30 protein-coding genes and 1 tRNA gene are annotated in these 25,296 nt (G+C 66.4%); 15 read left to right on the top strand and 16 right to left on the bottom strand.

The genetic code is table 11. From position 1 onward, the window contains the following. Nucleotides 1-55 precede the first annotated feature (55 nt). Both JIP62_RS00555 and JIP62_RS00560 read left to right on the top strand, forming a co-directional pair. Nucleotides 56-637, top strand: a complete 582-nt coding sequence (locus JIP62_RS00555; protein WP_201103037.1) for a prephenate dehydratase domain-containing protein — start codon at nt 56-58, stop codon at nt 635-637. A gap of 247 nt (nt 638-884) precedes the next feature. Further along, nucleotides 885-1,655: a chorismate mutase gene (locus JIP62_RS00560; RefSeq protein WP_201103038.1), complete on the top strand. Its 771-nt coding sequence runs from the start codon at nt 885-887 to the stop codon at nt 1,653-1,655. Between the two features lie 66 nt (nt 1,656-1,721). Here JIP62_RS00560 and pal read toward each other — a convergent pair whose 3' ends face one another. The 6 genes from pal to panC form a co-directional block, all read right to left on the bottom strand. Then, nucleotides 1,722-2,276, bottom strand: coding sequence for a peptidoglycan-associated lipoprotein Pal (gene pal / locus JIP62_RS00565; RefSeq protein WP_201103039.1), 555 nt, complete (start codon nt 2,274-2,276; stop codon nt 1,722-1,724). A gap of 133 nt (nt 2,277-2,409) precedes the next feature. Continuing rightward, nucleotides 2,410-3,771, bottom strand: coding sequence for a Tol-Pal system beta propeller repeat protein TolB (gene tolB / locus JIP62_RS00570; RefSeq protein WP_201103040.1), 1,362 nt, complete (start codon nt 3,769-3,771; stop codon nt 2,410-2,412). A gap of 129 nt (nt 3,772-3,900) precedes the next feature. Continuing rightward, on the bottom strand, nt 3,901-4,689 hold the full coding sequence (locus JIP62_RS00575) for an energy transducer TonB (protein ID WP_201103041.1): 789 nt from the start codon (nt 4,687-4,689) through the stop codon (nt 3,901-3,903). A gap of 5 nt (nt 4,690-4,694) precedes the next feature. Then, nucleotides 4,695-5,162: an ExbD/TolR family protein gene (locus JIP62_RS00580; RefSeq protein ID WP_201103042.1), complete on the bottom strand. Its 468-nt coding sequence runs from the start codon at nt 5,160-5,162 to the stop codon at nt 4,695-4,697. 2 nt (nt 5,163-5,164) lie between these two features. Then, a complete protein-coding gene (tolQ, locus tag JIP62_RS00585; protein ID WP_201103043.1) occupies nt 5,165-5,923 on the bottom strand; it encodes a protein TolQ in 759 nt (252 codons plus the stop codon). Nucleotides 5,924-6,056: 133 nt separating this feature from the next. Beyond that, the gene (gene panC, locus JIP62_RS00590; protein ID WP_201103044.1) at nt 6,057-6,935 is read right to left on the bottom strand and encodes a pantoate--beta-alanine ligase; all 879 of its coding nucleotides are present in this window, start codon (nt 6,933-6,935) and stop codon (nt 6,057-6,059) included. A 75-nt stretch (nt 6,936-7,010) separates the two neighbouring features. Between panC and JIP62_RS00595 the strand changes: the two genes are divergently transcribed. The 6 genes from JIP62_RS00595 (at nt 7,011) to tgt (ending at nt 11,637) form a co-directional block, all read left to right on the top strand. After that, nucleotides 7,011-7,673, top strand: coding sequence for an SPOR domain-containing protein (locus JIP62_RS00595; protein WP_201103045.1), 663 nt, complete (start codon nt 7,011-7,013; stop codon nt 7,671-7,673). A gap of 90 nt (nt 7,674-7,763) precedes the next feature. Further along, a complete protein-coding gene (locus JIP62_RS00600) occupies nt 7,764-8,591 on the top strand; it encodes a division plane positioning ATPase MipZ (RefSeq protein ID WP_201103046.1) in 828 nt (275 codons plus the stop codon). Between the two features lie 24 nt (nt 8,592-8,615). Next, nucleotides 8,616-9,044, top strand: coding sequence for a J domain-containing protein (locus JIP62_RS00605; protein ID WP_201103047.1), 429 nt, complete (start codon nt 8,616-8,618; stop codon nt 9,042-9,044). Between the two features lie 48 nt (nt 9,045-9,092). Continuing rightward, entirely contained in the window at nt 9,093-10,151 is a 1,059-nt protein-coding gene (queA, locus tag JIP62_RS00610; protein ID WP_201103048.1) for a tRNA preQ1(34) S-adenosylmethionine ribosyltransferase-isomerase QueA, read from the top strand. A 12-nt stretch (nt 10,152-10,163) separates the two neighbouring features. Further along, nucleotides 10,164-10,439: a hypothetical protein gene (locus JIP62_RS00615; protein ID WP_201103049.1), complete on the top strand. Its 276-nt coding sequence runs from the start codon at nt 10,164-10,166 to the stop codon at nt 10,437-10,439. A gap of 64 nt (nt 10,440-10,503) precedes the next feature. After that, a complete protein-coding gene (tgt, locus tag JIP62_RS00620) occupies nt 10,504-11,637 on the top strand; it encodes a tRNA guanosine(34) transglycosylase Tgt (protein ID WP_201103050.1) in 1,134 nt (377 codons plus the stop codon). Here the strand turns inward: tgt and JIP62_RS00625 are convergent. Beyond that, nucleotides 11,621-12,151 (bottom strand): hypothetical protein, encoded by a 531-nt coding sequence (locus JIP62_RS00625; RefSeq protein ID WP_230974798.1) that lies wholly within the window; start codon nt 12,149-12,151, stop codon nt 11,621-11,623. The genes tgt and JIP62_RS00625 overlap by 17 nt on opposite strands. 614 nt (nt 12,152-12,765) lie before the next feature. On the opposite strand from JIP62_RS00625, the gene JIP62_RS00630 reads away from it, so the two are divergent. After that, nucleotides 12,766-12,933, top strand: coding sequence for a hypothetical protein (locus tag JIP62_RS00630; RefSeq protein ID WP_201103051.1), 168 nt, complete (start codon nt 12,766-12,768; stop codon nt 12,931-12,933). A gap of 7 nt (nt 12,934-12,940) precedes the next feature. Here JIP62_RS00630 and JIP62_RS00635 read toward each other — a convergent pair. The 5 genes from JIP62_RS00635 to JIP62_RS00655 all read right to left on the bottom strand — a co-directional run bounded on the left by JIP62_RS00635 (nt 12,941) and on the right by JIP62_RS00655 (nt 16,058). Beyond that, a tRNA-Lys gene (locus JIP62_RS00635) sits at nt 12,941-13,017 on the bottom strand. Between the two features lie 77 nt (nt 13,018-13,094). Beyond that, nucleotides 13,095-13,367, bottom strand: coding sequence for a hypothetical protein (locus JIP62_RS00640; protein ID WP_201103052.1), 273 nt, complete (start codon nt 13,365-13,367; stop codon nt 13,095-13,097). Nucleotides 13,368-13,464: 97 nt separating this feature from the next. Next, nucleotides 13,465-14,160 (bottom strand): pirin family protein, encoded by a 696-nt coding sequence (locus tag JIP62_RS00645; RefSeq protein ID WP_201103053.1) that lies wholly within the window; start codon nt 14,158-14,160, stop codon nt 13,465-13,467. Nucleotides 14,161-14,237: 77 nt separating this feature from the next. Continuing rightward, nucleotides 14,238-15,323, bottom strand: coding sequence for a chorismate synthase (gene aroC, locus JIP62_RS00650; protein ID WP_201103054.1), 1,086 nt, complete (start codon nt 15,321-15,323; stop codon nt 14,238-14,240). A gap of 12 nt (nt 15,324-15,335) precedes the next feature. Beyond that, nucleotides 15,336-16,058 carry a DnaJ C-terminal domain-containing protein gene (locus tag JIP62_RS00655; RefSeq protein WP_201103055.1) on the bottom strand — a complete coding sequence of 241 codons (723 nt, stop codon included), beginning with the start codon at nt 16,056-16,058 and terminating at the stop codon, nt 15,336-15,338. A gap of 174 nt (nt 16,059-16,232) precedes the next feature. Between JIP62_RS00655 and JIP62_RS00660 the strand changes: the two genes are divergently transcribed. Next, nucleotides 16,233-16,643, top strand: a complete 411-nt coding sequence (locus JIP62_RS00660; RefSeq protein ID WP_201104441.1) for a YciI family protein — start codon at nt 16,233-16,235, stop codon at nt 16,641-16,643. A 52-nt stretch (nt 16,644-16,695) separates the two neighbouring features. Further along, the gene (gene pdxH / locus JIP62_RS00665) at nt 16,696-17,370 is read left to right on the top strand and encodes a pyridoxamine 5'-phosphate oxidase (RefSeq protein WP_201103056.1); all 675 of its coding nucleotides are present in this window, start codon (nt 16,696-16,698) and stop codon (nt 17,368-17,370) included. Between the two features lie 4 nt (nt 17,371-17,374). Here pdxH and JIP62_RS00670 read toward each other — a convergent pair whose 3' ends face one another. Both JIP62_RS00670 and udk read right to left on the bottom strand, forming a co-directional pair. Beyond that, nucleotides 17,375-18,055, bottom strand: coding sequence for a TetR/AcrR family transcriptional regulator (locus JIP62_RS00670; protein WP_230974799.1), 681 nt, complete (start codon nt 18,053-18,055; stop codon nt 17,375-17,377). 37 nt (nt 18,056-18,092) lie between these two features. After that, nucleotides 18,093-18,740, bottom strand: coding sequence for a uridine kinase (udk, locus tag JIP62_RS00675; protein ID WP_201103057.1), 648 nt, complete (start codon nt 18,738-18,740; stop codon nt 18,093-18,095). Nucleotides 18,741-18,887: 147 nt separating this feature from the next. Between udk and JIP62_RS00680 the strand changes: the two genes are divergently transcribed. From JIP62_RS00680 to JIP62_RS00695, 4 genes are all read left to right on the top strand, one after another. Continuing rightward, on the top strand, nt 18,888-20,525 hold the full coding sequence (locus JIP62_RS00680; RefSeq protein ID WP_201103058.1) for a long-chain-fatty-acid--CoA ligase: 1,638 nt from the start codon (nt 18,888-18,890) through the stop codon (nt 20,523-20,525). Next, nucleotides 20,522-21,232, top strand: a complete 711-nt coding sequence (locus JIP62_RS00685; RefSeq protein ID WP_201103059.1) for a DUF1499 domain-containing protein — start codon at nt 20,522-20,524, stop codon at nt 21,230-21,232. The genes JIP62_RS00680 and JIP62_RS00685 overlap by 4 nt, the downstream gene beginning before the upstream one ends. A 63-nt stretch (nt 21,233-21,295) precedes the next feature. After that, entirely contained in the window at nt 21,296-22,495 is a 1,200-nt protein-coding gene (locus JIP62_RS00690) for a DUF898 family protein (protein ID WP_201103060.1), read from the top strand. A 1-nt stretch (nt 22,496) separates the two neighbouring features. Further along, nucleotides 22,497-23,666, top strand: a complete 1,170-nt coding sequence (locus JIP62_RS00695; RefSeq protein WP_201103061.1) for a M48 family metallopeptidase — start codon at nt 22,497-22,499, stop codon at nt 23,664-23,666. On the opposite strand, the gene JIP62_RS00700 is transcribed toward JIP62_RS00695, so the two are convergent. Then, entirely contained in the window at nt 23,553-24,455 is a 903-nt protein-coding gene (locus JIP62_RS00700) for an MBL fold metallo-hydrolase (RefSeq protein ID WP_201103062.1), read from the bottom strand. The two genes, JIP62_RS00695 and JIP62_RS00700, sit on opposite strands and share 114 nt — an antisense overlap. A 232-nt stretch (nt 24,456-24,687) precedes the next feature. Beyond that, complete coding sequence (locus JIP62_RS00705) at nt 24,688-25,221, bottom strand: hypothetical protein (RefSeq protein ID WP_201103063.1); 534 nt, start codon at nt 25,219-25,221, stop codon at nt 24,688-24,690. Between the last annotated feature and the right edge of the window lie 75 nt (nt 25,222-25,296).

Genomic DNA, 25,296 nt, shown 5'->3' on the forward strand with positions numbered 1-25,296 from the left:
CAGACGCCATGTCTCGTATTGCGAAAACATCGCGCGGCTGTCTAAGGGATCGGAAATGACTGACATCGGCCGCCCCCAGAACGACGACTCCGCCGGACGCGTGGCGTATCAGGGGGCACCGGGTGCCTTCAGCCATGAGGCGTGTCTGGTGCTGAGGCCATGGGACGAGGCCGTGGGCTTCGAGACCTTTGCCCAGGCGATCGATGCCGTCCGGTCGGGCAGCTGCGACTGTGCCCTGATCCCGGTTGAGAACTCGACCATCGGTGTGGTCGAACCCGCCGCAACCCTGGTCGCGACCTCCGGCCTGGAACAGGTGGGCGAGGTCTGGCGGCGGATCGGGCTGCATCTGATGGCGGTGCCGGGCGCATCCCTGTCCGGAATCCGCACCGTCGAGAGCCATCCCGTCGCCCTCAGGCAATGCACCAGCGCATTGCAGCAGCTGGGGCTGAAGGTGGTCGAGGTGTTCGACACCGCCGGGGCCGCTCGCGACGTGGCCCAGGCCGGCGACCCTACCAGGGCCGCCCTGGCACCCGCCGGCGCGGCGGAAGTCTATGGGTTGTCGATTTTGCGCAACGATCTTCAGGATTCGGCGGAAAACCGCACGCGGTTCGTCCTGTTGAGCCGTCGCGCCGCTTGACCGCGCACGATCTTTTCTGGATGTAGGGTCATGGCCCTTTCGCACGCCCTCGCTGCGACCTTTCCGACCTGCGCTTGCGCGGTTGCGGGCCCCTATGCCTATGGCCTCTATTTTTACGGCTTTCGATACGCCGGCTGAGGCGTCGGGCACTCGATCCTGACGGCCTCGCCGGCGACCGCTCCTCAAGGCGCGGCAGCCCGCAAAATGCGAACCCCCTCAGGCATCCCGTATCGAAAGACCGCTTTCCGTGACCTCTTCCAGTATCCAGCATCTGTGGCCCAACACGACCGAACCGGGCGACCAGACCGCCGAGCAACGCGCCCTGGCCGCCCTGCGCCAGGAAATCGACCAGCTCGACGATGAAATCCTGGCCCTGTTCCAGCTGCGCCTGGCCATTGCCGACCGCGTGGGCAAGGCCAAGGACGCGCCCCAAGGGCCCCACGTCAAACTGCGCCCTGATCGCGAACAGGCGGTTATGGCGCGCATGATGAAACAGGCCGACCCGGCCAATGCCGAGGCGGTCGAAGCCTTGTGGCGCGAAATCGTCGGCTGGGGCCTGGCGCGTCAGGGCCGGATCGGCGTCCGGGTTTGGGCTCCGGTCGAGCCGACGCGGGCGTTCGACGCTGCGCGTCTGCGCTTCGGGGCGGCAGCGGACCTGCGGGCCGAGCGTGATCCCCGTGCGGCCCTGGCCTTTGCAGCCGAGGGGCACGGCGTAGCGGTGCTGGCCATCAATGCTGGCGATCCCTGGTGGCGCGGCCTGCGCGACGAATGGTCGACGCTCAGCGTGTTTGAGGGTTTTGGCCCGTCATCCACGCCGACGGCCCTGGCCGTTGGCCTGATCGACCCGGCGGCCCTGCCCAAAGGTCGTCGCGTCGTGGTCAATGTCGGCGGAGATGCCGGCGACGGATCCGGCGCGCGCCGCTGGGGCCTGGATACGCATCACGGCTGGACTCTGACCCTGGTGGAAGGGGCTCTGACGCCGGGCGGGCCAGAAGGCTGCGTCGGCGCCATCGGCTGAACGCCAGACAAAAAAAGGGGAGGCGGCCTGTCGGCCTGCCTCCCCTTGCTCATCGGTGCCGTCAGATCAGCGAACCGCGCCCGACACGATGGCGGTGTGGGCGTTGCGGTTGCGGGCCCAGGACTCTTCGTTCGAGCCCTCGGCGATCGGGCGTTCCTTGCCATAGCTGATGGTGTCGATCCGGCCCGGCGAGATGCCCCGCTCGACCAGATAGCTGCGGACCGCCTCGGCGCGGCGGGCCCCCAGGGCGATGTTGTATTCGCGCGTGCCGCGTTCGTCGGCATTGCCCTCGATCCGGATCGTGACCTGCGGATAGCGCTGCAGCCAGCTGACCTGGGCATTCAGTCGGGGGTAGGCTTCCGAGCGGATTTCATAGCTGTCGAGGTCGAAGAAGACGCGGTCGCCGATGTTAACGATGAAATCCTGTTCCGATCCGGGCGCGGGCGGCACGTTGGCACCGCCGATATTGCCGTCGCCGCGGGGGGTGTTGTCATAGACGGGGCCGGTGCCACCGGGCACAGCGCCGCCGCCAGCGTCGGCAGTGGTGCGCGGTGCGCAGGCAGCCATGGCGGCCATCAGTGCAGCGACGGCGGTCAGTCGGACGATCTGGGGCGTGTTCATCGGTCGGTCTCCTTGTGATCCTGACAGAGAGGCGAGGCGTTAAGCTGAGCCGTATTCGTGAGAGCTAGAGGGTGTCGTCGGGATGGTCCAGCTCAGGTAACGTCGGATTGAGCGGTTGGGTGCATGGCAGGCCTCAGGTGGGGCAGCTGTCGGCCCCCTGGGTGACGCCCAGGCCTGCGGGCTGTTCGTCCAGCAGCGGCGACCAGGCGGGGTCGGAGCCGCGTCCGTCATAGCCGGACTGAGCCACGACACGGCCCGACAGGTCGACGGTCCACAGACGGGTTTCGCCGGCGCGGGTCTGGCGCGCGAACATGACATAGCGGCCGTTCGGTGCCCACGAGGGCCCTTCCTCGAAATAGCTGGAGGACAGCATCCGCTCGCCGGAGCCATCGACATTCATGATGCCGGTCGAGAACCGGCCGCCGGCCTGTTTGGTGAAGGCGATGAGATTGCCCGTCGGGCTCCAGGCCGGGGCGGTATAGATGCCGCCGCCGCGCGAAATGGCGCGCTGGCCGGATCCATCGGCGCGCATGACATAGAGGCGCGGCGTGCCCGACCGGTCGGAGTTGAACACGATCTGGCTGCCATCCGGAGAGAAGGAGGGCGAAGTGTCGATGCCGGGATCCGAAGTCAGGCGCGACAGCTGACGGGTGCCCAGGTCCATCACATAGATGTCAGTATTCCCGCCGCGAATGATGGAGAAGGCGACCTTCGACCCGTCGTTCGAGAAGCGGGGCGCCAGAACCTGACCGTCGAACTCGCCCAGGCTTTCGCGGCGGCCCGTGGTCAGGTTGTAGAGGTAGATCCGGCTGTAGTCCTTGCCCAGTGCCACATAGGTGATCTCGTCCGGGTTGGAGAAGGAGAAGCGGGGCGACATGATCACCTCGTCTCCTTGGGTCAGGAAGACCGGCAGGTATCCATCCTGGTCCATGATGGCCAGACGGCTGACGCGATTCAGCTGGGTGCCGCTTTCGGCGACGAAGATGACCCGGCTGTCGAACAGGCCCTGCTCGCCGGTCATCCGGCCATAGACGACATCGGCGATCTTGTGCGCGATCCGGCGCCACTGTTCGGGAGTGGCGGTGAACTGATAGGCGGCCAGCTGGCACTGGCGATAGGGATCATAGAGGCGAAAGCCGAAATCGTTGCGGCCATCCGGTCGGGGCGTGACCGAGCCATACAACACCGCTTGAGCTCCCACGCTCGTCCACTGGGGGAAGTTGGGGCGATTGGCCAGCGTCAGGCCCGTCTCGATGAAGCTGTTGGGATCCAGCGGATCGAAAAAGCCCGAGCGCCGCAGGTCGCCACGAATGACGCTGGATAGTTCGGCACCGTTCTGTCCGGCAAAGGGCAGGACTGCAATCGGATAGGGACGGATGACGCCCTGGTCGACGATGACGTCCTCGGTCGGGCCGGTCGGCTCCTGGGCCAGGGCCGCGACAGGGGCCAGAACCGACAGCGAAGCGACCAGTGACAGAAGAACCTTCAGGCGCACGAGCAATCTCCGGCAGACAATGGGGTGGATCGACCTGTTATGGCCGTCCCCTATGACAATCGCCAGCTTGAGCGTGAATGAGGCGACTTTGGGGACGGTTGGCGAGCGATGCCGAACCATCAGCTTCCGTCAGCGGTTCCCGCACTGGGTGGCGGTTCGGAACGAGAAGGGGATGTCCTGCTCCTGATAGCCGGACGGCATATCGAACGGCGCAGCAGCGCGGATGGCGCGCAGCATGCTGTCGGACACGGCACGGAACGCAGCGTCGCTGCGGGCGCGCTGGATGCGCGGTGTGCCGACCACCCGGCCGTCTGCACTCAGGCGCACGATGACCCGGATTTCCAGCGCATCTGCGCCGGGCAGGTCGCAGTTGAAGATCCAGTGCGGCGTGATCTGGCGACCCAGGGCCTGAAGATCGGCGCGGCCGACCGCACGCGGGGCGGTGCCGGTGTCCTGCTGGCCCGTGGCGCGCTGGTTGCCGCGCGTGCCCGGATTGCGTCGCTCGCCCGCCAGATTGTTGAGGTCGAGCGACGGTTCCTCGCGGCGCGGGGTCGGAGCCGGCTGGGCCGGGCGGGGCGTGGGCTGGGGCTGGGTGCGGGGTGGCACCGGCCGGGGCGAAGGCGCGGGGCGTGTCGGGGTCGGCGCGGGACGAGGGGTCGGCGTCGGTGTGGGGGCCGGTGTCGGCGGCGTCTCGACCGGTGGCGGCGGGGGCGCGGTGGCGGCGTCCTCGGTGATCAGTTCCTCGGAAGGATTGTCGGCGGGCGCGGCACGGATCACCACCTCGTCGGAAACGATCGAGACGGGCACGGCCGAGGTCACCGGACGCGGCGGCTTCTGCGGCCATGAGACCAGGGCCAGGGCCGCCACCCCCAGATGCAGGGCAACCGATCCGATGATGGCCGGGCTGGGCCGCGCCACCGTCCTCAGAGCTCCGCCGGGGTGGAGGAGGCGGCCGTGTCGGTGATCAGGTTCAGCTTCGTGAAACCAGAAGCCGACAACCGGGCCATGACCCGCGCCACCGCCTGATAGGGCGCACGGCCATCAGCCCGCACAAAGATCGGACGTTCGCGCGCGTCGGCCCCACCCTCATCGGCGACGGCCTGGATCAGACCGTCCCAGCTGGTCTCGCTGTCGGCGATGAAGATGGCACCGTTCTGATCAATCGAGATCGTGACGGGCTCGTCGGAGGCATCCACGGCGCTGGCTTCCGTCTTGGGCAACTCCAATGGCACGCCCACGGTCAGTAGAGGAGCCGAGATCATGAAGATGATCAGCAGCACCAGCATGACGTCCACCAGAGGCGTGACGTTGATCTCGCTGAGCGGCTTCTTGCGTGAACGGCGGCGGCGTCCGCGCCCTCCACCGGTTCCGCCTGCGGCACCCATGGCCATGGTCAGACGCTCCGGCGCAGGCTGAAGTCACCCGACGGCGCAGGCGGCGGGGGTGCGACGGGCGTGGCAGGGGAACCCAGGCGGCGGGCGATGGCGGCCTGCAGATCGTCGGCGAAGGTCTCAAGCCGGCCGGTGAACTTGCCAGCGTCGATCGAAAACTTGTTGTAGGCGATGTAGGCTGGGATGGCGGCCGCCAGGCCGATTGCCGTGGCAAACAGGGCCTCTGCGATGGCCGGGGCCACGGTGGTCAGATTGGTGTTGCCCGCCGTGGCGATGGCGTCAAAGGCGTTCATGATGCCCCAGACCGTGCCGAACAGCCCGATGAAGGGCGAGGCAGTGGCTACCACTGACAGCACGCCCAGGCCGTTCTCGAGCCGCTGGCTTTCCCGCGCGATCAGGCTGTCCAGCGCCCGGTCGATGCGGGCGATCAGCAGGCCTGTCTGGTGATCTGTCAGGCCTCCCCGCGAGCGGGCGTCGCGCCAGTCGGTCATGGCCTGGACCAGCATCCGGGGCAGGGCATGGTTCGGCGCGGGCCCGGCCTGGGCGGCGACATCCTCCAGCGATCGACCGGATGAAACCGCCGTCTCGAACTGATCCGCCTGACGGTTCAGGGCGGCGAAGCGGAAGGCCTTGTCGATAATGATCGTCCAGGACCAGACAGAGGCAGCGGCCAGTCCGATCATCACGGCCTTGACCACCCAATCGGCAGTCAGAAACAGCTCGACCGGGTTCAGCAGGGAGGCGTCGGCGGGCAGGGTCATGCGGCGGTCCTTGGCGGCGTGCGTCGAGTCTTGCCGCCCTTGTGCAACGGACGGACGTGGCGGTTCTATGGCGGTCTAGCCTCACAGTCGGCTGACGTCACCCATCTGCAACTGACAGGTGGCCTTTGCGCGCTCAACCAGGCGGGGCGGCCACGGCCATGTTGTCGATCAGTCGCGTGCGGCCCAGCCAGGCGGCGGCCAGGATACGGCCGGGTCCGTCGACGACACCATCAGAAAACACCGACAGGTCCTCGGCGCGGCGCACCGCGACGTAATCGACGCGCTCAAAGCCAGCCTTCAGCAAAGCGGAATAGGCGTCACGCTCGACGGCGGGCAGCGGGCGGCGGGAAGAGGCCTGGACGGCCGCTTCGGCCAGGACGCCGTTCAAGCGACGCGCAACCTCAAGCTCGTCCTGGCTGAGGTAGGCGTTACGGGATGACAGGGCCAGGCCGTGACCGTCCCGTGCCGTAGCGGCACCGACGATCCGGGTTGGAATGTCCAGGTCGCGGGTCATCTGTTGGATGACCATCAGTTGCTGATAGTCCTTCTCTCCGAACACGGCGACGTCGGCGCGGGCCTGGTTCAGCAGCTTGGCGACGACTACGGCCACCCCTGCGAAGAAGTGCGGACGAAAGTCGGTTTCCAGGCCCTGTGACGGACCGCCCACGGTGACGCCGGTGGCGAAGCCTTGCGGATACATCTCCTCGACCGACGGAGCGAACATCAGGGCGCAGCCGGCGGACGCGAGCAGTTGGGCATCCCTTTCCTCCTGCCGAGGATAGGTGCCCAGGTCTTCGTGGGCCGCGAACTGGGTCGGGTTGACGAACACGCTGGCGACGACCCGGTCCGCCAGAGCCCCGGCCTCCCGCACCAGACCCAGATGCCCTTCGTGAAGCGCCCCCATCGTCGGCACAAAGCCAACGCTGAAGCCCTGACGACGCCAATCGGCGACGACGGCGCGCAGTTCCGCCACGGTCCGGACGAGGGGCAGGGCGGGGGCAGCATCGGTCATGGTTTGCGTATTAACCCTGAGATTTAAGTGTGTTCGTGAACCGGGTGTGAAGCGGGCGTGTTTAGGGTCGTGCTTATGACGCCGCCCCCTGTGATCCGTCCAGTGCTGGTCTCCGCCCTCGGGCTGGTCGTGAGTGCCTGTGGGATGGTCGAGAGCGACCCGCAGCGTTTCGAGGCTCTGGCCGAGAGCATCGCGGCCATCCCCGTCAGCCTGGAGCGCCCAGGCCAGGAGGCGACCGCCCCGGTCAGAACGGCCCGCGACCTCGGCTTGCGGCCCGCCACCCCGGCGCCGCTGAAGGTCGAGGTCTATGACCCCCATCAGCTGTGGGATGTCCGCGAGGCGATGGAGCGCGGAACCCAGGCCGCGGCTCCCCAGATCGCAGCCGCTGCCGCACCCGTGGTCGCGGACGCCGTGGTCAGAGAAGTCTCCCACCGGATCGCGCCGCAACGTTCGGCCCAGGCCGCCGGACTGCGCCCGGCCATGCCCCCCCGCGAAGCCAGCCGTCCCCTGGTCCAGCTGGGTGCATTCTCAAGCGAAGAAACAGCCCGAAACGCCTGGAATCGCATGAAATCTGGCGAGGCAGCCTGGGCTCTTTCTGGCCTGACGCCGGTCTTCGAGGCGGTTGAGGTCAACGGCCGTCGGCTGGTCCGGTTGAAGGTCGCCACGCCGGCCGCCGGTGCTGCCGCTGTGTGCGCCGCAGCACGGATCGATGATCCCTGGTGCCATCGCGCCACCTGACCGTTGACCTGAACCGGTCACGGCCCGATTTTGAGGTCATCGGATCGGGCGAAGGGTGAGTCGCCGGTCGTCGTCAGGATTCCAAGCGATATGAGCCAGCCTCACGTCATCGTGGTGGGCAATGAAAAGGGCGGGGCGGGCAAGTCCACCCTGGCCATCCACATCGCCACCGCCTTGTTGCACGCCGGACGTCGGGTCGGGGTCATCGACCTCGATCTGCGCCAGCGGTCCATGGCCCGGTTCTTCGCCAATCGTCAGGCGTGGACCGCCGCCAACGGACACGCGTTGCCTTGCCCGTTCGAGGCGGACCTGGGCGATGGCCGTGTGCTGGCAAAGGCGGATGGTGACACCCAAATTTCGCGTTTCGAGACGGTCTTTGGCCAAACGGCCACCGAAGCAGACGTCATCATCATCGACACGCCGGGTGGCGACACCACGATTTCGCGTGTGGCCCATACCAGGGCCGACCTGATCGTGACCCCGTTGAACGACAGTTTCGTCGACTTCGACATGCTGGGCACCATCGATCCGGTGACGCTGGAGGTGCTGAAACCCTCACTCTATTCCGAAAGTGTCTGGGAGGCGCGCAAGGGCCGCGCCGTCCAGCGTGGCGGGTCGATCGACTGGGTCGTGCTGACCAACCGTCTGGCCGTGGCCGAGGCCCGCAACCGCCGACGGCTGGACGAGCGTTTGGAGAAACTGGCCAAGCGGGTCGGCTTTCGCATCGGCCCTGGCCTGCGGGACCGGGTCATCTATCGCGAGCTTTTCCCGTTTGGGCTGACGGTGGCTGACCTGTCCAACGACATCCGGCCTGTGGCCGTCTCTCTGGCGCACGTCGCAGCGCGCCAGGAACTGCGAAATCTGATGCAGTCGTTGAACCTGGATGGCGCTGCGGCCCCGCTCGATACGGCGGCGTGATCAGTTGATGTCGCCGGTCGTGCCATGACGCTGATCGGCCTGGCCCTGGCGGCGCTGGCCGTCTGGGCCCTGATCCGGTTGGGCCGGTCCGGTGAGAAGCCTGGACGGGGTCACTGGCGGATCGCCGCGACCATGCTCAGCGTGGCCCTGATCGGTGGTGGAGCGATTGCGGCGAGCCGAGGCGCATGGGTATTCGCTATCGGCCTGCTAGGGGCGGGGCTGTGGCTGGCCGTCGGCTCGCGCATCCGGTCCGCGCCCCCCATGCGTTCGGGCATGAGCGAGGCCGAGGCGCGCTCAACCCTGGGGGTGGGACAGCAGGCCTCGGATCAGGACATCAATGCCGCATGGCGTCGGCTGATGACCCGCGCCCATCCGGACCAGGGCGGAACAGAAGGTCTGGCAGCACGGCTGAATGCGGCCCGTGACCGGCTGTTGAAGCGGCGGAACCGCTGACGCGCCGCACTTGACCCTGGCGGTCCGGCGTGGCCTGTGCGCCCGCTGATGAGAACTGCCGATTTCGACTTTGATCTGCCAGAGGACCGCATTGCCCTGCGGCCGGTGGAGCCGCGCGACTCTGCCCGCCTGCTGGTGGTCCAGGAGGGTGTGCTGCGTGACGCGGCCGTCCGCGACCTGCCCGGCTTCCTGCGGGCGGGTGATGCGCTTGTATTCAACGATACCCGCGTGATCCCGGCGCGACTGTCTGGTCTGCGCGAGCGCGCGAACCCCGAAGGCGGCCTGCTGACGGTCGAGGTCGAGGCGACCCTGCATCACCGCGACGCGCCGGACCGGTGGTCCGCCTTCATGAAGCCCGGCAAGCGGATCAAGCCGGGGGACACGGTCCGGTTCGGCAGCCTTACGGCGACGGTCCTGGCCAAGGGCGAGGACGGACTGGTCGACCTGGGCTTCGACCGGTCGGGGGTCGATCTGGATGCCGCGATCCGCGACGTCGGGGTGATGCCGCTGCCGCCCTATATCGCGGCCAAGCGTCCGGAGGATGAGCGGGATCTGAGTGACTATCAGACGGTGTTTGCCGCCCATGATGGCTCCGTCGCAGCACCGACGGCGGGCCTGCATTTCACGCCCGAGCTGCTCGCACGGCTGGCCGAGGCGGGCGTCAGTACCCATGCGGTGACCCTGCATGTCGGGGCCGGAACCTTCCTGCCGGTCAAGGCGGATGACACGGCGGATCACCGGATGCACAGCGAGTGGGGCGAGGTGTCGGTGGGAACGGCGGCCGCGCTGAACGCCGTGCATGCGCGGGGCGGACGTATCGTCTGCGTCGGCACCACCTCGCTGCGTCTGCTGGAATCGGCCACGGCAGAGGACGGGACCATCGGGGCCTTTCACGGCGATACGGCCATCTTCATTACGCCGGGCTACCGTTTCCGCGCCGTCGATGTGCTGATGACCAATTTCCACCTGCCGCGCTCGACCCTGTTCATGCTGGTCAGCGCCTTTGCCGGGCTGGAGACGATGAAGGCTGCCTATGCCCATGCCATCGTTGAATCCTACCGCTTCTATTCTTACGGTGACGGATCGCTGCTTTTCCGCAGCAGGTAGGGGACATCTTCCATGCACATCCTGCGGACCGCATCGTTCGGCCAGCTTTTCATCGTCACCTTCGCTGTATCGGCGAGTTTCCAGGTGGCGTTCACGCTGTTGGGCCTGGTCATGGCCGTCTTGTCGCCAGGCGTTTTCAACATGAACGGCGTTCCGGCAACATCAGCAGCGGGAGCCATTGGCGTCCTGATTTTCCTGCTCGTGTTTGGCCTTGCCATCAACGCCGCCATTTCTTCGCTGGGCGCTCTGTTGGTCCTGGCTTGGCGGCGTCTGCTGCCCCGATCCTAGTCACTGCGAGCCTGCACCACGCCAAGGTGACGTGGGTGGCGATTGGCGCTATTGCGACCGCGCCATGACATTTCCCTTCGACATCACCGCGACCGAGGGCCGTGCGCGCACGGGCGTCCTGAAGACCGCGCGCGGCGATATCCGCACGCCCGCCTTCATGCCAGTCGGGACGGCTGCGACGGTCAAGGCCATGACCGTCGATCAGGTAGCTGAGACCGGGGCCGACATCCTGCTGGGCAACACCTATCATCTGATGCTGAGGCCCGGGCCCGAGCGTATGCAGCGGCTGGGCGGACTGCATGAGTTCATGCGCTGGGACAAACCCATCCTGACCGACTCGGGTGGGTTCCAGGTCATGTCCTTGTCGGGCATTTCCAAGATGAGTGAGGAGGCGGTCACCTTCTCCAGCCATATTGACGGGTCGAAACACGTCCTCAGTCCCGAGCGGTCGATTGAGATTCAGGCCGACCGGCTGGGATCCGACATCGTCATGCAGCTGGACGAATGCGTGTCCTGGCCGGCGGAAGAAGCGCGTGCCCGCTCGGCCATGGAGCTGTCGGCGCGGTGGGGGGCACGGTCCAAGGCCGCCTTCGGCACCCGCGATACCCAGGCTCTGTTCGGCATTCAGCAGGGCTCGACCTTCGAGCATCTGCGTCGGGAATCAGCCGAGCGGCTGATCGACATCGGCTTCGACGGCTATGCCATCGGTGGACTGGCGGTGGGCGAGGGGCACCACGCCATGTGCGAGGTGCTGGATTTCGCACCGGCCATGCTGCCCGCCGACCGGCCCCGCTATCTGATGGGGGTGGGCAAGCCGATCGATCTGGTCGAGGCGGTGTGGCGCGGCGTCGATATGTTCGACTGCGTCCTGCCGACGCGGGCAGGGCGGCACGGCCAGGCCTGGACCTGGGACGGGCCGATCAATCTGAAGAACGCCCGCTTTGCCGAGGATCGCGATCCGCTGGACCCGGACGTGCCATGCCCGGCTTCGCGCGACTACTCACGCGCCTATCTGCACCATCTGGTCCGCGCGGATGAAATTCTGGGCAAGGTCTTGCTGAGCTGGCACAACATCGCCTTCTTCCAAGCCCTGACGGCGGCGATGCGGGCGGCGGTTGCCGAAGGCCGGTTCGAGGCCTTCCGGCGCGACTTTCACGCCCGCCATCGGAGCAACGGCTCGGCTAGCGCCGGGGCGTGAACCAGCGGGGCGCGGCGGGCGGGGCGCAGTTCTGGCGCATGCCCAGGCCCTTCAGATAGGCGCGGCGCAGGCGTCCAGCCTCGATCGCGGACTGCACGTGGCGGCTGTGCTGTTCGGCGCCGGACAGGCGGCGTATCCAGTCGCGGCCCGGAATGAAGTCGGTCGCCGCATCGCGAATGGCGTCCAGTGCCGCCTCGGCCGCGGCGTCGGATGCGCGCTGCGACAGATTACGACCGTCCGGCATGGGCGGTTCGTCCGTGTCCGGGCCAAGCGCTTCGTCCAGGCGGGCGATCTCGGCCGCAATGGTCGAGCAGCGGTTCAGATTGCGCGCGTCATAGGGGTTTGCCTCGGCCTGAAGAAGGACCGTGGGGATGTAGCGGCGACGCAGGTTCAGATCTTCCAGCGGAGCGGTTGCGGCGGCCCCGGCCCCTTGAGCGACCGTGCGCGCACCCTCGCCGACCGCCGCACACCCGCCCATGGTGAGCAGGCCGATCAGAATGGTCCGTCCCAACATAAAAATTTTCGCCTTTCGACAGTCCGACGGATATGAAGCGCGGCTGCGTTCGTAACTTGCGAGGCTCGGTGCGTTTCCGGCCGAGTACGGCCACCGGGAGAGACTATATGCTGGGTTTCGTGCGGTCGATCCTGCTGCGCCTGCGTTGCACGCATGATTTCCGCTACAGCCGCACCAAACCAGGCACCCTGGTGTGCAAACGCTGTCGGGCGAGGCGACGCCCCTGATAGGCGAACCATGGTTGACAAGGCCTTGATTTTGCCGCTCCGAATAAATTCAGCCAGGGGGCTGACGAGTTGGGGCCAATGCTGTCGCCGTTGAAATCGTTGATGTGTCGCCACGACTTTTTCTGGTCGGAGCGAAGCGGCTGCGACCGCTGTCGTCGATGCGGGGCGCGAAGGGACGCTGCTGCCGAGGCTGCTGTCCATGGCGACGAATTTGCGATCCCGACGGCCAACGGATCTTCTGCGACACCGGCCGCGCCAGCCTTTCAGCCTACCGTCGTCGAATGGAGTGCGCCTTTATCGACTGAGGGCTCCGTCTTCGAGCGTCCCCGAAGTGTCGTCGCGCCCCAGCCCCCGACCCTGGTTGCTCCGCCTGAGCCGCGTGATGCCTTGCTGGCCCGTCTCGACGCCCTGGCGTCAGGACAGACGCTCAATCGCAGCCAAACTCTGGATCTGGTGCTTGCGATCATCGAAGATACGCAGTCCAGCGAGCCGGTTCTGGTGGGGGTTGTGGCTGCGGACTATTTCGCCCGCCTGCACGCGGCGAAGAAGATCTAGCCGCCGGTGGTACGTCCTCTCGGGCTCGAACCGAGGACCCTCTGATTAAAAGTCAGATGCTCTAACCAACTGAGCTAAGGACGCATATCGCACCGGCGAAGCGGCTTCATAGGGGTGACCTTGGCAGGGATCAAGCCGCCTTGTGGTGTTTTCGTGCAGCCTCAGCAGTCGCGACCCTGTCGTCGACGCTGTTCGCAGCGGCGCTGCTCGCGTTCATAGGCCCGTTGCTCGCGTTCGCGCCTCGCCTTGGTCTCTTCGTCCGAGGTGGTCACAGCGTCCACGCCGGCACCGACCACGGCCCCGGTAACGGTGGCCGCCCCGCCGATGACGGCCGCACCGGCCCCCACGGCCGCGCCGACAAGGCAGCCTTGCAGCATCAGTGCGCCCCCTAGGACGACGGTCAGGGCGGTCGCCCGGCGCAGGATGGTGGTCATGGTCTGGTTCTCCCCGATCCGGTACGGTTAACCGCGAAAGGATGAACAGAGACTGAGCGGGCGGCCACAGCGTGATCGCCCGCCGTTGTCGTCGTCCTTACAGGCTGTCGACCATCACCAGCTCGGCATCGGCCGTGGCGGTGATGACGATTTCGGCCTCGTCGCGGATGGCCGCGCCATCGCGGGCGTTCAGGGTCGTGCCATTGACCTGAACCGCACCGACCGCCGGCACCAGATAGGCCCGGCGACCGGACCCCAGGGCATAGGTCAGGCTTTCACCCGCGGTCAGCGTGGCCGCCAGCACCTTGGCGTCGGCATTGATGGTCAGGGCCCCGTCGTCGGGATCACCCGAGGCCATCACCGAGAACTGGCCGGAACGGTCGCTCTTGGGAAAGGTCTTGGCCCCCCAACTGGGCTGGGCTCCGCGCTTGTCCGCCTCGATCCAGATCTGGAACAGGGTGGTGGTTTCGTCTTCCAGATTGAACTCGGAGTGGCGCACGCCCGTGCCCGCACTCATCACCTGGACGTCGCCCGCGGCGGTGCGGCCCTGGTTGCCCATGGAGTCCTGATGGGTGATCGCCCCGGTCCGGACATAGGTGATGATTTCCATGTCGTTGTGCGGATGGGGCGGAAAGCCGGACTTGGCGGCGATTTCGTCATCGTTCCAGACGCGCAACCGACCCCAGCTCATACGGTTGGGGTCGTAATAGTTGGCGAACGAGAAATGGTGCCTGGCCTTCAGCCAGCCGTGGTCCGCGCCGCCGAGTGAGGAAAAGGGTCGAACGTCGATCATGGGGAAGCTCCCGGAATCCGAGGGTTATCAACCTCGCTGACGTCTATATAGGTAACAGTTGCAGTGGCGGAAGTGGCTTAGGGGTTTTGTGCCCTATGCCTCAACATCGCGTCGGCTAGAACGCAGGCGGCCATGGCTTCCACGACCGGCACGCCGCGCAGCGCTACGCAGGGGTCGTGACGGCCCTTGGTCCGCAGATCCACGTCGAGGCCATCGCGGTTGACGGTCTGGCGCGGGGTCAGGATGGAGGAGGTGGGCTTGAACGCCACGTTCGCCGTGATCGGCTGGCCCGTCGAAATGCCGCCCAGGATGCCGCCGGCATGGTTGGAGCCGAAGACGATCTGGCCGTCGGGCCCCATCCGCATCTCGTCGGCATTGTCCTCGCCCGACAGGGCGGCAGAGGCAAAGCCCGCGCCGATCTCGATGCCCTTGACCGCATTGATGGACATCAGGGCGGCGGCCATTTCGGCATCCAGCTTGGCATAGAGCGGGCTGCCCCATCCGGCGGGCACGCCGGTAATCTCGAGCGCCACGACAGCGCCGATCGAGGACCCGGCCTTGCGCACGCCGTCCAGATACGCCTCCCAGGCCGGCACGACCTCGACCGAGGCCGCGAACAGGGGGTTGTCATAGACGGCGGCGAAATCCACGGCCTCGGGCGCGATCCGGTGCGGACCCAGTTGCACCACCCCGGCGCGGATCGAGATGGCTTCGCCCAGGACCTTTCGGGCGACGGCCCCGGCGGCGACGCGCATGGCGGTCTCGCGCGCCGAGGAACGGCCACCACCGCGATGATCCCGCACGCCGTATTTGGTCTGATAGGTCAGGTCGGCATGACCGGGGCGATAGGCCCGCGCGATCTCGCCATAGTCCTTTGAGCGCGTGTCCTCGTTCTGGATCTCGATGGCGATGGGAGTGCCGGTGGTGACCGGGCCGTCACCGTCGTCGAACACGCCCGACAGGATGCGGGCGGTGTCGCTCTCGTTCCGCTGGGTTACGAACCGGCTGCCGCCGGGCTTTCTGCGGTCCAGCCAGGGCTGCAGATCCGCCTCGGTCAGGGGAAGGCGCGGCGGGCAGCCGTCGATGACGCAGCCGATCGCCGGGCCGTGGCTCTCGCCCCAGGTGGTGACACGAAACAGATGGCCGAAGGTGTTGTGGGACATGACCCGTGACGCTTACGCGGCCAGGCGGTCCGGCGTCCAGACACGGGTGAAGCGCGCCAGCATATCCTCTGCCACCGACGGGGCGTCGTCGCGAGGTTCCAGCGTGACGAACAGATGTCCTTGCGGGTGTCGTCCACGCGCCGGAAGGCCCAGGTTCTTCAAACGCAGGCAAAGGAGCTGGTCCGCCACGATCCATGCAGAACGAACCCCGGCATGGGTGTCGATCTCCAGTCGTCCGCCATCAGCGACAAGGCGATGCGAAACGGGCCAGCGCATGTGCAGATCGTCCCCGATCGCATGCATTCCATCGGCCGGCCGAATAACGACAGGCAGAAAGAGGTCCTCGCCGGACGCTCCGGCGGCTTTCAAGCGCAGGTGCTCACCGGTGCGGACGCCGGCCGGAACGCGGATCCGCAGATCGCGACCGGCAAGACGGACCCGCGACAGGCCTCCGGCCAGTGCCTGTGCCGGCGTAATGCTCACAACGGGCGGGGCAGGGGGCGCCTGGACCGGCGGCGACAGAGCCAGGGGCACGGCCTGGCTCTGGATCAGCCGCCATGCGGCAATGGTCTGACGAAAGCGCTCGGCATCCCCGCCCGCGACATCGGGCCGGGCGGCCTTGATGGTGGTCCGAAAGGCCGCTGTAACGACCTCCGCATCGGCCGGACCGGTCAGGCCCAGCAAGGCATAGGCCTGATGGATCGAGGAAACGTCGGATGTGGACCTAGCGCGCATCCGGCACTTAGGCCGCCATCATGGTCAAGACCGGGTTAACCGTACGAATCGCACTGAGCTAAAAATCGCCTTAAGTCATGTCGGTGCTCGCACGGGCCGTTCGACGTACCCCTGACAGGCGGCTGACCGCAGGTTCGAAACACTGCAGACCATGGAGACATTCGCGTGCGCGTTATGGTGATGATGAAAGGCACTGAAGCCATTGAACAGGGAGTCCAGCCGAGCGAGGCCCTGATGGCCGAGATGATGGCCTTCAACGAAGAACTGGTTGCGGCCGGCATCATGATCTCGGGCGAGGGTCTGCAGCCTTCGTCCAAGGGCAAGCGGGTTGTGTTCGGCGGGCGGGACAAGCCGATCGTCTATGACGGCCCCTTTGCCGAGACCAAGGAACTGATCGCCGGCTTCTGGATCTGGGAGGTGAAGGACATGGACGAAGCCATGGCCTGGGCCGTCCGCATCCCCGACACCGACAAACTGCACGGAGAAGTCGAGGTCCGCCCGGTCGTCACCTTTGAGGATTTCGACAATATGACCCCGGAACTGTCCGCCCAGGAACAGTCGCTGCGCGAGCGGACCGGCGGCTAAGCCACGCTTTGACGCACCTGACGGGCGGGGCTTTGCAGGCTATAGCGGCGGGATGACAAACGCCGCCATTCCCGCCTCGCCCTCGCGTGAGGAATACGCCCGCGATTATGCCGCCGCCCTGGCCGCCAACGGGGACGAGACGATCTTCGAGCGGGACGAACCGATCGGTCTGTTCGTGGAATGGCTGGCTCAGGCCAAGGGGACAGAGCCCAACGATTCCAACGCCATGGCGCTGTCGACCGTCGATGCATCGGGCCTGCCCGACAGCCGGATGGTGCTGCTGAAGGACGTCGATGCCCGCGGCTTCACCTTCTATTCCAACCGCGAGAGCGCCAAGGGCGGGCAGCTGGCCGGACATCCGGCGGCGGCCCTGCTGTTCCACTGGAAGTCGCTGCGCCGACAGGTGAGGGTACGGGGCCGGATCGAACCCGTCACGGCGGAGGAGGCCGACGCCTATTTTGCCAGCCGCGCGCGCGAAAGCCGCATCGGGGCCTGGGCCTCGGATCAGTCGCGACCGCTGGACAGCCGCGCGGCGCTAGAGGCGGCGGTTGCGCGTGAGACTGAGCGATTCGACGGGCAGGACGTCCCGCGTCCGGAACATTGGACCGGCTGGCGGGTGGTGCCGGACAGCGTGGAGTTCTGGCGGGATCGCCCGTTCCGCCTGCACGACCGGCTGCGGTTCGACCGCGCAGGACCGGCCTGGATCCGGACCCGGCTCTGGCCCTGATGGGTCAGGTGCCGTAGCGGGCGAGGAAGGTTTCGACCGCATCGGCGGCGATCTGGTCCACCGTTCGCCGGGTGCGGACCTCTTCGCCCGTGACCAGGGGCACGAAGAAGACCGGGTGTTCGACCATGCCCATCAGCTGACCGGCCGCCCAGGACGGCTTTTCGCAGGCGATCTCGCCGCGATCGATCATGGTCTGGATCACCCCCATCAGACTGGCCCCGAAGAAGTCTCGTCCTCGTTCGAAAAAGCTCATGGCCACGCTTTTGAAGCGGGGCCGTTCAGCCATCACGAGCCGGAAGACCGAACGCACGAACGGATCGCTCATGAACCGGGCATAGGCGGTCAGGAAACTGGTCAGCTGAACACGGGCGCTGCCCTGCTGCGAACGCACGAAATCCATCTGGGCGGCGAAGTCGTTGGCAGCGTCCTCGATCACCGCCTTGAACAGTTCGGCCTTGCCGGGGAAGTAGCCGTACAGTGTGGCGGTTGAGACGCCGGCTTCGCGTGCGATCGGCTCCATGCGCGTCGCGGCATAACCTTCGCTCATGAAGTAGCGGCGGGCGTGGTGCAGCACCGCGTCACGGCGCGTGTCCTGATGGGGCGGGCGGACGTCCTGGACAGACATAAGTGCGAAGCGATTCAGCAAGATGCGGGAAGAGGCCTGGATCGTGCCGCGTCTGCTCATGCATCGCAAGAGCCAAACCCCCGTTCACCTAGCGTCGTCAGGTCTGAACGTGCTGGGCCAGCAGGGGATGTGCCATGACCGGGGCGGCCAGGCGGATCACGGCTTGAGGGTCCTCTAGGCGCACAGCGGCCGTCGCATCGGCCACGATGAAGTCGGCGTGGACCTTCGAAGGTTCCGTCAGCCGCTCGTGTCCCGGTCGTACCGTGCCCAGATATTGGGCGACGACGGAGGCTGCGGTGCGCCCGCGCTCGGCCTGATCCCGCAGCAGCCGACGGATGAACCGGATGTCTGGCGGGGTATCGACGAAGACGCGGATGTCGAACAGGGTCACCAGGCCGGGCGTGCACAGCAGGTGGGTGCCCTCGACAATCACGACCGGTGCAGCCGCCACGGGCTCGCCTCCCGGTTCGCGACCGTGATGAATGAAGGAATAGATCGGGGCCACGATGGCCTGACCGTCTTTCAGAGCCTTCAGATCAGCCATCAGCCGCTCATGATCGCGCGCGGCGACATCGTCGAAATCGAACGTCGCGGCATCAAAATCGGGCAGGGCTGCGGCGTCGCGATAATAGGAGTCCTCGCGCAGCAGGACGGCAGTCCCAGCCGGCAAGGCCGAGACGATAGCCTCGGCGAGGGTGCTCTTGCCGGAGCCAGAGCCTCCGGTGATGGCGATCAGAACGGTCATGGCCGGCCTGTAGCCGCAAATGAAACTTTGGACCATCAAAAGCCCGCGCGGACGGGCTTTCCTGACCCTGCGTCACATTGCTTATCGTTGGTCAGGTCGATAGCTTGATCACAAGCACCGCGTTCAGCCGGGCAAATGAGGAACACCATGCAGGGATTGATGCAGGACTGGCCGCTGACGGTCGACAAAATCCTGGACCACGCGAAGAACTGGCATCCGCACCGCGAGGTCGTGACCCGTTCGGTCGAAGGACCCATCGTACGGATCAGCTATGCCGATCTTCACGCTCGCGCCAAACGGGTGTCGAGCGCCCTGCAGGGCTGGGGCGTCAAGACCGGCGACCGGATCGCCACCCTGGCCTGGAACACCGGCCGCCACATGGAGGTCTGGTACGGGATCATGGGTATCGGGGCGGTGTGCCACACCCTGAACCCGCGCCTGTTTCCCGAGCAACTGGCCTACATCATCAATCACGCCGAAGACCGGATCATCTTCGTCGACATGACCTTCCTTCCCCTGTTGGAAGCCGTACTGCCGCACTGTCCCAGCGTCGAGCGGGTCGTGGTCCTGACCGACGAATGGCATATGCCGGCGACCAAGCTGCCCAAGGCTGAATGCTACGAGCTGGTGCTGGCCGAGGCGTCCGAGGACGTGACCTGGGGCGGGTTTGACGAAAAGACGGCCTGCGGCCTGTGCTACACCTCCGGCACGACCGGCAATCCGAAGGGCGTGCTGTACTCGCACCGGTCGAACTTCATTCATACGCTGCTGGGCATGCAGTCGACGGTCCTGGGCCCGTCGCCCAAGGAGGTCATCCTGCCCGTGGTGCCGATGTTCCACGCCAACGCCTGGGGCATTGCCTTTGCGGGACCGGCGGCGGGATCGAAACTGGTCATGCCGGGCGCGCGCATGGACGGGGCGGCGATCTATGAACTGATCGAAGCCGAGGGCGTGACCTTCTCGGCCGCCGTGCCGACCGTCTGGCAGGGGCTGCTGGCTCACCTGCGCGAGCACAAGCTGAAAATTCCGACCGTCAAGCGGGTCCTCATCGGGGGCTCGGCCGTGCCCGAGAGCCTGATCCGGGCCTTCAACGACGAGTTCGACATCGAAGTGCTGCAGGGCTGGGGCATGACCGAGACCTCGCCGATCGGGACCCTGTCCAACCTGACACCGGAACTGGCTGCCCTGCCGTACGACCAGCAGATGAAGTGGCGCATCAAACAGGGCATGCCGCCGCTGGGCGTCGAGCTGAAACTCAAGAACTACGCTGGCCAGGACATGCCGCACGACGGCACCACCTATGGCCGCCTGATGGTTCGGGGCCCCACCATTGCGGGGGCCTATTTCAAGGGCGACGGCGGGGAAATCCTGGATAACGAAGGTTATTTCGACACCGGGGACGTCTCGACCATCGACGAGCACGGCTTCATGCAGATCACCGACCGGGCCAAGGACGTGATCAAGTCCGGCGGGGAATGGATCAGCTCGATCGAGATCGAGAATATCGCTGTGGGTCACCCCAAGGTCGAACTGGCTGCGGTCATCGGCATGCACCATCCCAAATGGGACGAACGTCCCCTGCTGGTGATCAAGCTGAAGCCTGGCGAGACCGAGGACAAGCAGGAGCATCTGGCCTTCCTGGAAGGCAAGATCGCCAAATGGTGGATGCCCGATGACGTCGTCTTCGTGGACGACATCCCGCTGGGCGCGACGGGCAAGATCGACAAGAAGCTGGTCCGCGAGCGGCTCAAGAGCTTCATCGACGGCGGAGCACAGGGCGGGTGAGCGGCGGCACCGGGCCGCAGCGCCGAAACGGCGGGGGCGGTTTGAAGTCGATGCTGTGGCTGCTGGCCCTCGTCGTGCTGGCCCCGCTGACAGTAGTGGTCGCGGCGATGGGAACCGGCGTCGGGCTGTGGTCCCCTGAGATCGGCCTGGACCTGCTGACCTTTCGCATCGGGCGGTTCCTGGCCCTTGCGGGGGTAATGGCCGGACTGATCTCTGTGGTCTTGGCGCTGCGCGATTTGCGGCGACGCGGCGTTCTTGCCGCCGTGACGGTGCTGATCGCGGCGGGCGCCCTGGGCGGCTATCTGATCCAGGGGGCGCGCATGCAGGTGGCGGCGCCGAACGATGTGACCACGGATACCGCCGAAGTCCCCGGGTTCTCGCGCTTGATCCAGGACCGCCGGACGGCTGCAGGGGCGGCGCAACCCGGCGTGGCCGCCACGTGTGATGGCGTGGCGTTCGCCCCCACTCAGGTGACGCCCGAAGTGGCGGCCGACGCGCTGCGTGCCGCAGGGTTCAGGGTCATAGGTGCCGCGCCGTTCCGCGCCGAGGGGACCCGCGTCGGCTCCGCCTTCGGCCTGACCCACGATGCCGCCATCCGTATCCGCCCCGGTCGGACGGATGTCCGCATCACGGCCCGCGATGATCGCGCCCAGGGCGATCAGGCCTGTCGCCTGCTGGCCACGGTCGTCCGCAACCTGACGTCCTGACGGGCTTGGCCTTGCACGTTTGAGCTAGGGTCAATACCCCTGTCGTCAGGGATGGGGGATCCGATGAGCGATACGACGACAGGCCAGGGGGAGCCGACAGCCGACAAGCCGGTTGCTTATGATCCCGTCCAGGACAGTCTCGGCTCGTTGTCAGGCGTTGATGAGCCCGGCCAGACCCTGACCTTTGACAGCACGCTCAAGCCCTCCAGCTTCCTCGGCCTCAGCCTGAAGAACGGCCTGCTGAACATCGTGACCCTGACCCTCTGGCGCTTTTGGGGAAAGACCGAGGTGCGCCGCCGCGTGTGGCAGGGGGTCCGCCTGAATGGCGACGCCTTTGAATACACCGGGCGCGGAATCGAGCTGTTCGTCGGCTTCCTGCTGGCCCTGCTGGTGTTGGGCCTACCGTTCCTGCTGGTCGTGTTTGGGGCCCAGTTCATGGGCCCGCTCGCGGCAGCTCTGCTGATCCTGCCTCTCTATTTCTTCATGTTCTGGCTGTGGGGCTTTGGCGTCTTCACAGCCTTTCGATACATGGCCAGCCGCACAACATGGCGCGGCGTCCGGTTCCGCCTGGGGGGATCGGCCACCGCCTATGGCTTCAAATATATTGGGGCCTTGTTTCTCAGCGGCATCACCATGGGCTGGTACTGGCCGACGGCGGAACGCAACCTGGCGGAATCGCTGTGGGACGAGGTCCGGTTCGGGAATCGCCGGGTCCGGTTCCGGATGGAGCGGGCCGAGAAGGAGGGGGTCTATGGGGCCTACGCCGTCGGCTGGTTCCTGTCCGCGCTTCCGTATCTCGGCCTCTTCGCGGCGCTCTTCGCCATCGCCTACTTCACTGGCAGCGTTTCAGCACCGCAAGTTGCCTCTGCGGGTCCGGCGCCGTCGCCGCAATCGATGGAGATCGCGCAGGTCGTCCTGACCTATCTGGCCATCCTCGTGGTGTCGCCGCTGGTGCTGCTGATCTGGGCTCCCTACCAGGCGGCCATGCTGCGTTCGATCGCGGCCGGAGTGACCATCGATAGCGCGGGGTTCAAGCTGAACGTCAAGGCCATTTCGCTGTGGTGGCTGACGGTGTCGAACCTGGCGGCCATCCTGTTCACCCTGGGCTTTCTGATGCCGTGGGTTCAGGCCCGGACGGCGAAATACATGATCGAGCGTCTGACCTCGGCTGGCACGGCCCGCCTGGATGAGGCGCAACAGACTGGCACCGGGCCCGGCTCCGGCGAGGGGCTGGCCGATGCCTTCGGCTTCTCCCTGATCTGACATGGACGCTCGTTTCCTCGATGGGCGCAGTGCCAGGGTCCGTTCCGCAACGGTCGAGATCGTCGACCAATCGCTGACCATCGCTGTGGACGGCACGACCCATGTCTGGCCGCTGGCCGGCTTGAGCGTCGTTCGACAGGGTGGCGAGGCTCGCCTGTCGCACCGCACCGACCGCGACGCGCGCCTGGTGATGGCCGTGGACGACTGGACCCGCCTCAGTGGCGCGCAAGGCACCGTCGTAGAGCGCCGGGGAAGGGGACGAGAGGTCCGGCTGGTCATGGGTCTGACGGCTTTTGCCGTCTCGGTCGCCGCCTTTGTGTTCGTGGGTGTGCCGGCTCTGTCCGGACCGATGGCCCGCGCCACGCCGGTGTCCTTCGAACAGCGGATGGGCCAGAATTTCGATGGCCAGATGGGGGCGATCTTCCCTGAATGCGCGGGCGAAGAGGGACAGGCGATTCTAGCGGCCCTGGGCGATCGTATCGCCGCCCAGGCCGATACCCCCTTCGACGTGAGGGTGCGCGCGGTCCAGGCGCCGATGCTGAATGCCTTCGCCCTGCCTGGCGGCCCGATCCTGATCACCGACGACCTGATCCGCGATGCCAAGAGCCCTGACGAGCTGGCCGCCGTGGTGGCCCATGAGGTGGCCCACATCGAAAAGCGCCACGTCATGCAGGCGGTGTGGCGCAGCCTGGGCGTCGGCCTGCTGCTGGATGCGGTCGTCGGTGGAGGCACGGGCGCGGGCCAGCAGGCGGTGATTCTGGCGGGCCAGGCCACCGATCTGCGCTATGGCCGCGATGCCGAAAGCGAGGCCGACGCGCGGGGCCAGCAACTGCTGCATGACCTGGGCCTCTCGTCGCGCGGCATGGCCAGCTTTTTCTGGCGTCTTGGCGGCGAACAGGAGGAGGGCGATCAGGCCCTGACGTCTGCCACTGAATTTCTTTCGACCCACCCGGACTCCACGCGGCGGGCCAAGGCTGCCAGGGCCGCCGAACGGACAGGGGCTCCCGCCCTGACCGCTCAGGAATGGGCGACGGTCCAGGCGACCTGCGAGACCGGCTCAGACAATCCGATAGACAGCCTGAAGCGACGGTTCGGGCTGGGCGGCGACGATGCCGCGCCGGACCAGGGACAGCAGATGCGCATGCACGGACAGACTGGCCGCCGGCCATAAACGCCGATCAACGGCCGCATAGAGCACCGGCACCATCTCTGCGATCTGGCGGTCGCCAGCGGCCAGTCTGGCGAGGACCTGACGTTCTCGCTCCAGGCGATGATCCCGATAGGCTTCCAGAAAGGGGCGGGGGTCGGTGATGGGTGCGCCATGCGTCGGCCACAGGGTATCGAATCCTCGGGCCAGGACCGCGTCCAGACTGGCCATGTAATCGACCATGTCGCCGTCGGGCGGGGCCACCACGGTCGTCGACCAGCCCATGACATGGTCGCCGCAGAACAGGGCGTTCTCCTCGATCAGGGCAAAGGCCAGATGGTTGGAGGCGTGACCCGGCGTGGCCAGGGTCTCCAGGGTCCAGCCGTCGCCCTCAATGCGCTCGCCGTCGTGCAGGATGCGATCGGGCACGAAATCGTCGTCGTCCTCCTCGTCCAGACCTATGGAGGCGTGGATCTGCCGAACCGGTGGCCGGGCGGCCAGAACGACCGCGCCGGTCGCCTGGGCAAAAGGACGTGCCAGCGGCGCGTGATCGCGGTGCGTGTGGGTGACTAGAACATGCGTCACCGTCTGACCCTCGACTGCCCGCAGCAGCGCGTTCAGGTGATCGTCGTCCGGCGGGCCGGGGTCGATCACCGCCACATCGGCTCCCGGCCCGTCGCGCCCGATCAGATAGGTCCCGGTTCCGGTGAAGGTGAAGGGCCCAGGATTGTTCGCCACCACCCTGCGGATCAGCGGCGAGACCCGATCGCAACGGCCATAGGCAAAATCCAGGGTTCGCACGAAAGGGATCATCGGCCTGTCCTTGAGCGATCGCGGCGCGGCCCTTGCCTTAACAAGACGTAAATCCTCCCTGGAGCGTGAGTCTTGGCCCTATCCATCGCATTGACTGTATCAAACCGGCTCATGCCCGTCGCGGCGGCATTGCTGTGTCTCATGGCGGCGCAACTGGCAGCCGCCTCCTGCACGCCCGAACCTGTGCCCTATGCCACGCGCGTCATGATCGAGCGCTGAGCGGCGGTGAACTTCACTGACGACGGACGCGGATGGCCCCGCTGCGCCCCACGACCAGCAGATAGCTGCCGAGCGCCGCTCTACGGATGCGAACGGGTTCTCCGGCGCGGTTGCGGATGCTGACGCGGTCGGTATCGATCTGACGCCACACGCTTCCGTCTTCCAGCACGAAGCGCCAGCGCCCGTCGCTCCCCAGGGTTGCCTCGACCAGCTTGGTCTCGATCGCCTGCACCGGGGCTTCCGCCGCGATGAGGTTTTGTCTGTCGTCAGCCTCGGCGGTGCCGAACGCCTGACGTTGGGCCTCCTGAGCCTGGCTGCGATCGACAATGAGGATTTGACCGCTGCGTAGCGCCTGGTCGAGTGCTGAGGACGCCGCGTCCAGGCATGCCAGACGCTGGTTCGGATCGGCGAGGCCACGGCAGCGTCCCAATTCGGTCACAACTTCGGGCACGGTTTGCCGTGGGTCTTCCTGGTGCCCAGTCACCAGAGGCGCATCGCTTGACGCGGTGGCAAGCGCGACGGCCAATATATTGATTAGATTAAACATTTATAGATTTTCCGTGCGCGTCTGCGTCAGTTGAGTTTGCCGGCCTTTTCTGATCGACGCTCAAGCCAAGCCTGA

The organism is Brevundimonas vitisensis, from assembly GCF_016656965.1.
Taxonomy (GTDB): domain Bacteria; phylum Pseudomonadota; class Alphaproteobacteria; order Caulobacterales; family Caulobacteraceae; genus Brevundimonas; species Brevundimonas vitisensis.

What these genes read in the sequence shown, in the direction of transcription:
- JIP62_RS00555 (WP_201103037.1), top strand. Translation starts at nt 56, where the DNA reads ATGACTGACATCGGCCGCCCCCAGAACGACGACTCCGCCGGACGCGTG.
- pal (WP_201103039.1), bottom strand. Translation starts at nt 2,276, where the DNA reads ATGAACACGCCCCAGATCGTCCGACTGACCGCCGTCGCTGCACTGATG.
- JIP62_RS00580 (WP_201103042.1), bottom strand. Translation starts at nt 5,162, where the DNA reads ATGGCCATGGGTGCCGCAGGCGGAACCGGTGGAGGGCGCGGACGCCGC.
- tolQ (WP_201103043.1), bottom strand. Translation starts at nt 5,923, where the DNA reads ATGACCCTGCCCGCCGACGCCTCCCTGCTGAACCCGGTCGAGCTGTTT.
- panC (WP_201103044.1), bottom strand. Translation starts at nt 6,935, where the DNA reads ATGACCGATGCTGCCCCCGCCCTGCCCCTCGTCCGGACCGTGGCGGAA.
- JIP62_RS00595 (WP_201103045.1), top strand. Translation starts at nt 7,011, where the DNA reads ATGACGCCGCCCCCTGTGATCCGTCCAGTGCTGGTCTCCGCCCTCGGG.
- JIP62_RS00600 (WP_201103046.1), top strand. Translation starts at nt 7,764, where the DNA reads ATGAGCCAGCCTCACGTCATCGTGGTGGGCAATGAAAAGGGCGGGGCG.
- JIP62_RS00605 (WP_201103047.1), top strand. Translation starts at nt 8,616, where the DNA reads ATGACGCTGATCGGCCTGGCCCTGGCGGCGCTGGCCGTCTGGGCCCTG.
- queA (WP_201103048.1), top strand. Translation starts at nt 9,093, where the DNA reads ATGAGAACTGCCGATTTCGACTTTGATCTGCCAGAGGACCGCATTGCC.
- JIP62_RS00615 (WP_201103049.1), top strand. Translation starts at nt 10,164, where the DNA reads ATGCACATCCTGCGGACCGCATCGTTCGGCCAGCTTTTCATCGTCACC.
- tgt (WP_201103050.1), top strand. Translation starts at nt 10,504, where the DNA reads ATGACATTTCCCTTCGACATCACCGCGACCGAGGGCCGTGCGCGCACG.
- JIP62_RS00625 (WP_230974798.1), bottom strand. Translation starts at nt 12,151, where the DNA reads ATGTTGGGACGGACCATTCTGATCGGCCTGCTCACCATGGGCGGGTGT.
- JIP62_RS00640 (WP_201103052.1), bottom strand. Translation starts at nt 13,367, where the DNA reads ATGACCACCATCCTGCGCCGGGCGACCGCCCTGACCGTCGTCCTAGGG.
- JIP62_RS00645 (WP_201103053.1), bottom strand. Translation starts at nt 14,160, where the DNA reads ATGATCGACGTTCGACCCTTTTCCTCACTCGGCGGCGCGGACCACGGC.
- aroC (WP_201103054.1), bottom strand. Translation starts at nt 15,323, where the DNA reads ATGTCCCACAACACCTTCGGCCATCTGTTTCGTGTCACCACCTGGGGC.
- JIP62_RS00655 (WP_201103055.1), bottom strand. Translation starts at nt 16,058, where the DNA reads ATGCGCGCTAGGTCCACATCCGACGTTTCCTCGATCCATCAGGCCTAT.
- JIP62_RS00660 (WP_201104441.1), top strand. Translation starts at nt 16,233, where the DNA reads ATGGTGATGATGAAAGGCACTGAAGCCATTGAACAGGGAGTCCAGCCG.
- pdxH (WP_201103056.1), top strand. Translation starts at nt 16,696, where the DNA reads ATGACAAACGCCGCCATTCCCGCCTCGCCCTCGCGTGAGGAATACGCC.
- JIP62_RS00670 (WP_230974799.1), bottom strand. Translation starts at nt 18,055, where the DNA reads ATGAGCAGACGCGGCACGATCCAGGCCTCTTCCCGCATCTTGCTGAAT.
- udk (WP_201103057.1), bottom strand. Translation starts at nt 18,740, where the DNA reads ATGACCGTTCTGATCGCCATCACCGGAGGCTCTGGCTCCGGCAAGAGC.
- JIP62_RS00680 (WP_201103058.1), top strand. Translation starts at nt 18,888, where the DNA reads ATGCAGGGATTGATGCAGGACTGGCCGCTGACGGTCGACAAAATCCTG.
- JIP62_RS00690 (WP_201103060.1), top strand. Translation starts at nt 21,296, where the DNA reads ATGAGCGATACGACGACAGGCCAGGGGGAGCCGACAGCCGACAAGCCG.
- JIP62_RS00695 (WP_201103061.1), top strand. Translation starts at nt 22,497, where the DNA reads ATGGACGCTCGTTTCCTCGATGGGCGCAGTGCCAGGGTCCGTTCCGCA.
- JIP62_RS00700 (WP_201103062.1), bottom strand. Translation starts at nt 24,455, where the DNA reads ATGATCCCTTTCGTGCGAACCCTGGATTTTGCCTATGGCCGTTGCGAT.
- JIP62_RS00705 (WP_201103063.1), bottom strand. Translation starts at nt 25,221, where the DNA reads ATGTTTAATCTAATCAATATATTGGCCGTCGCGCTTGCCACCGCGTCA.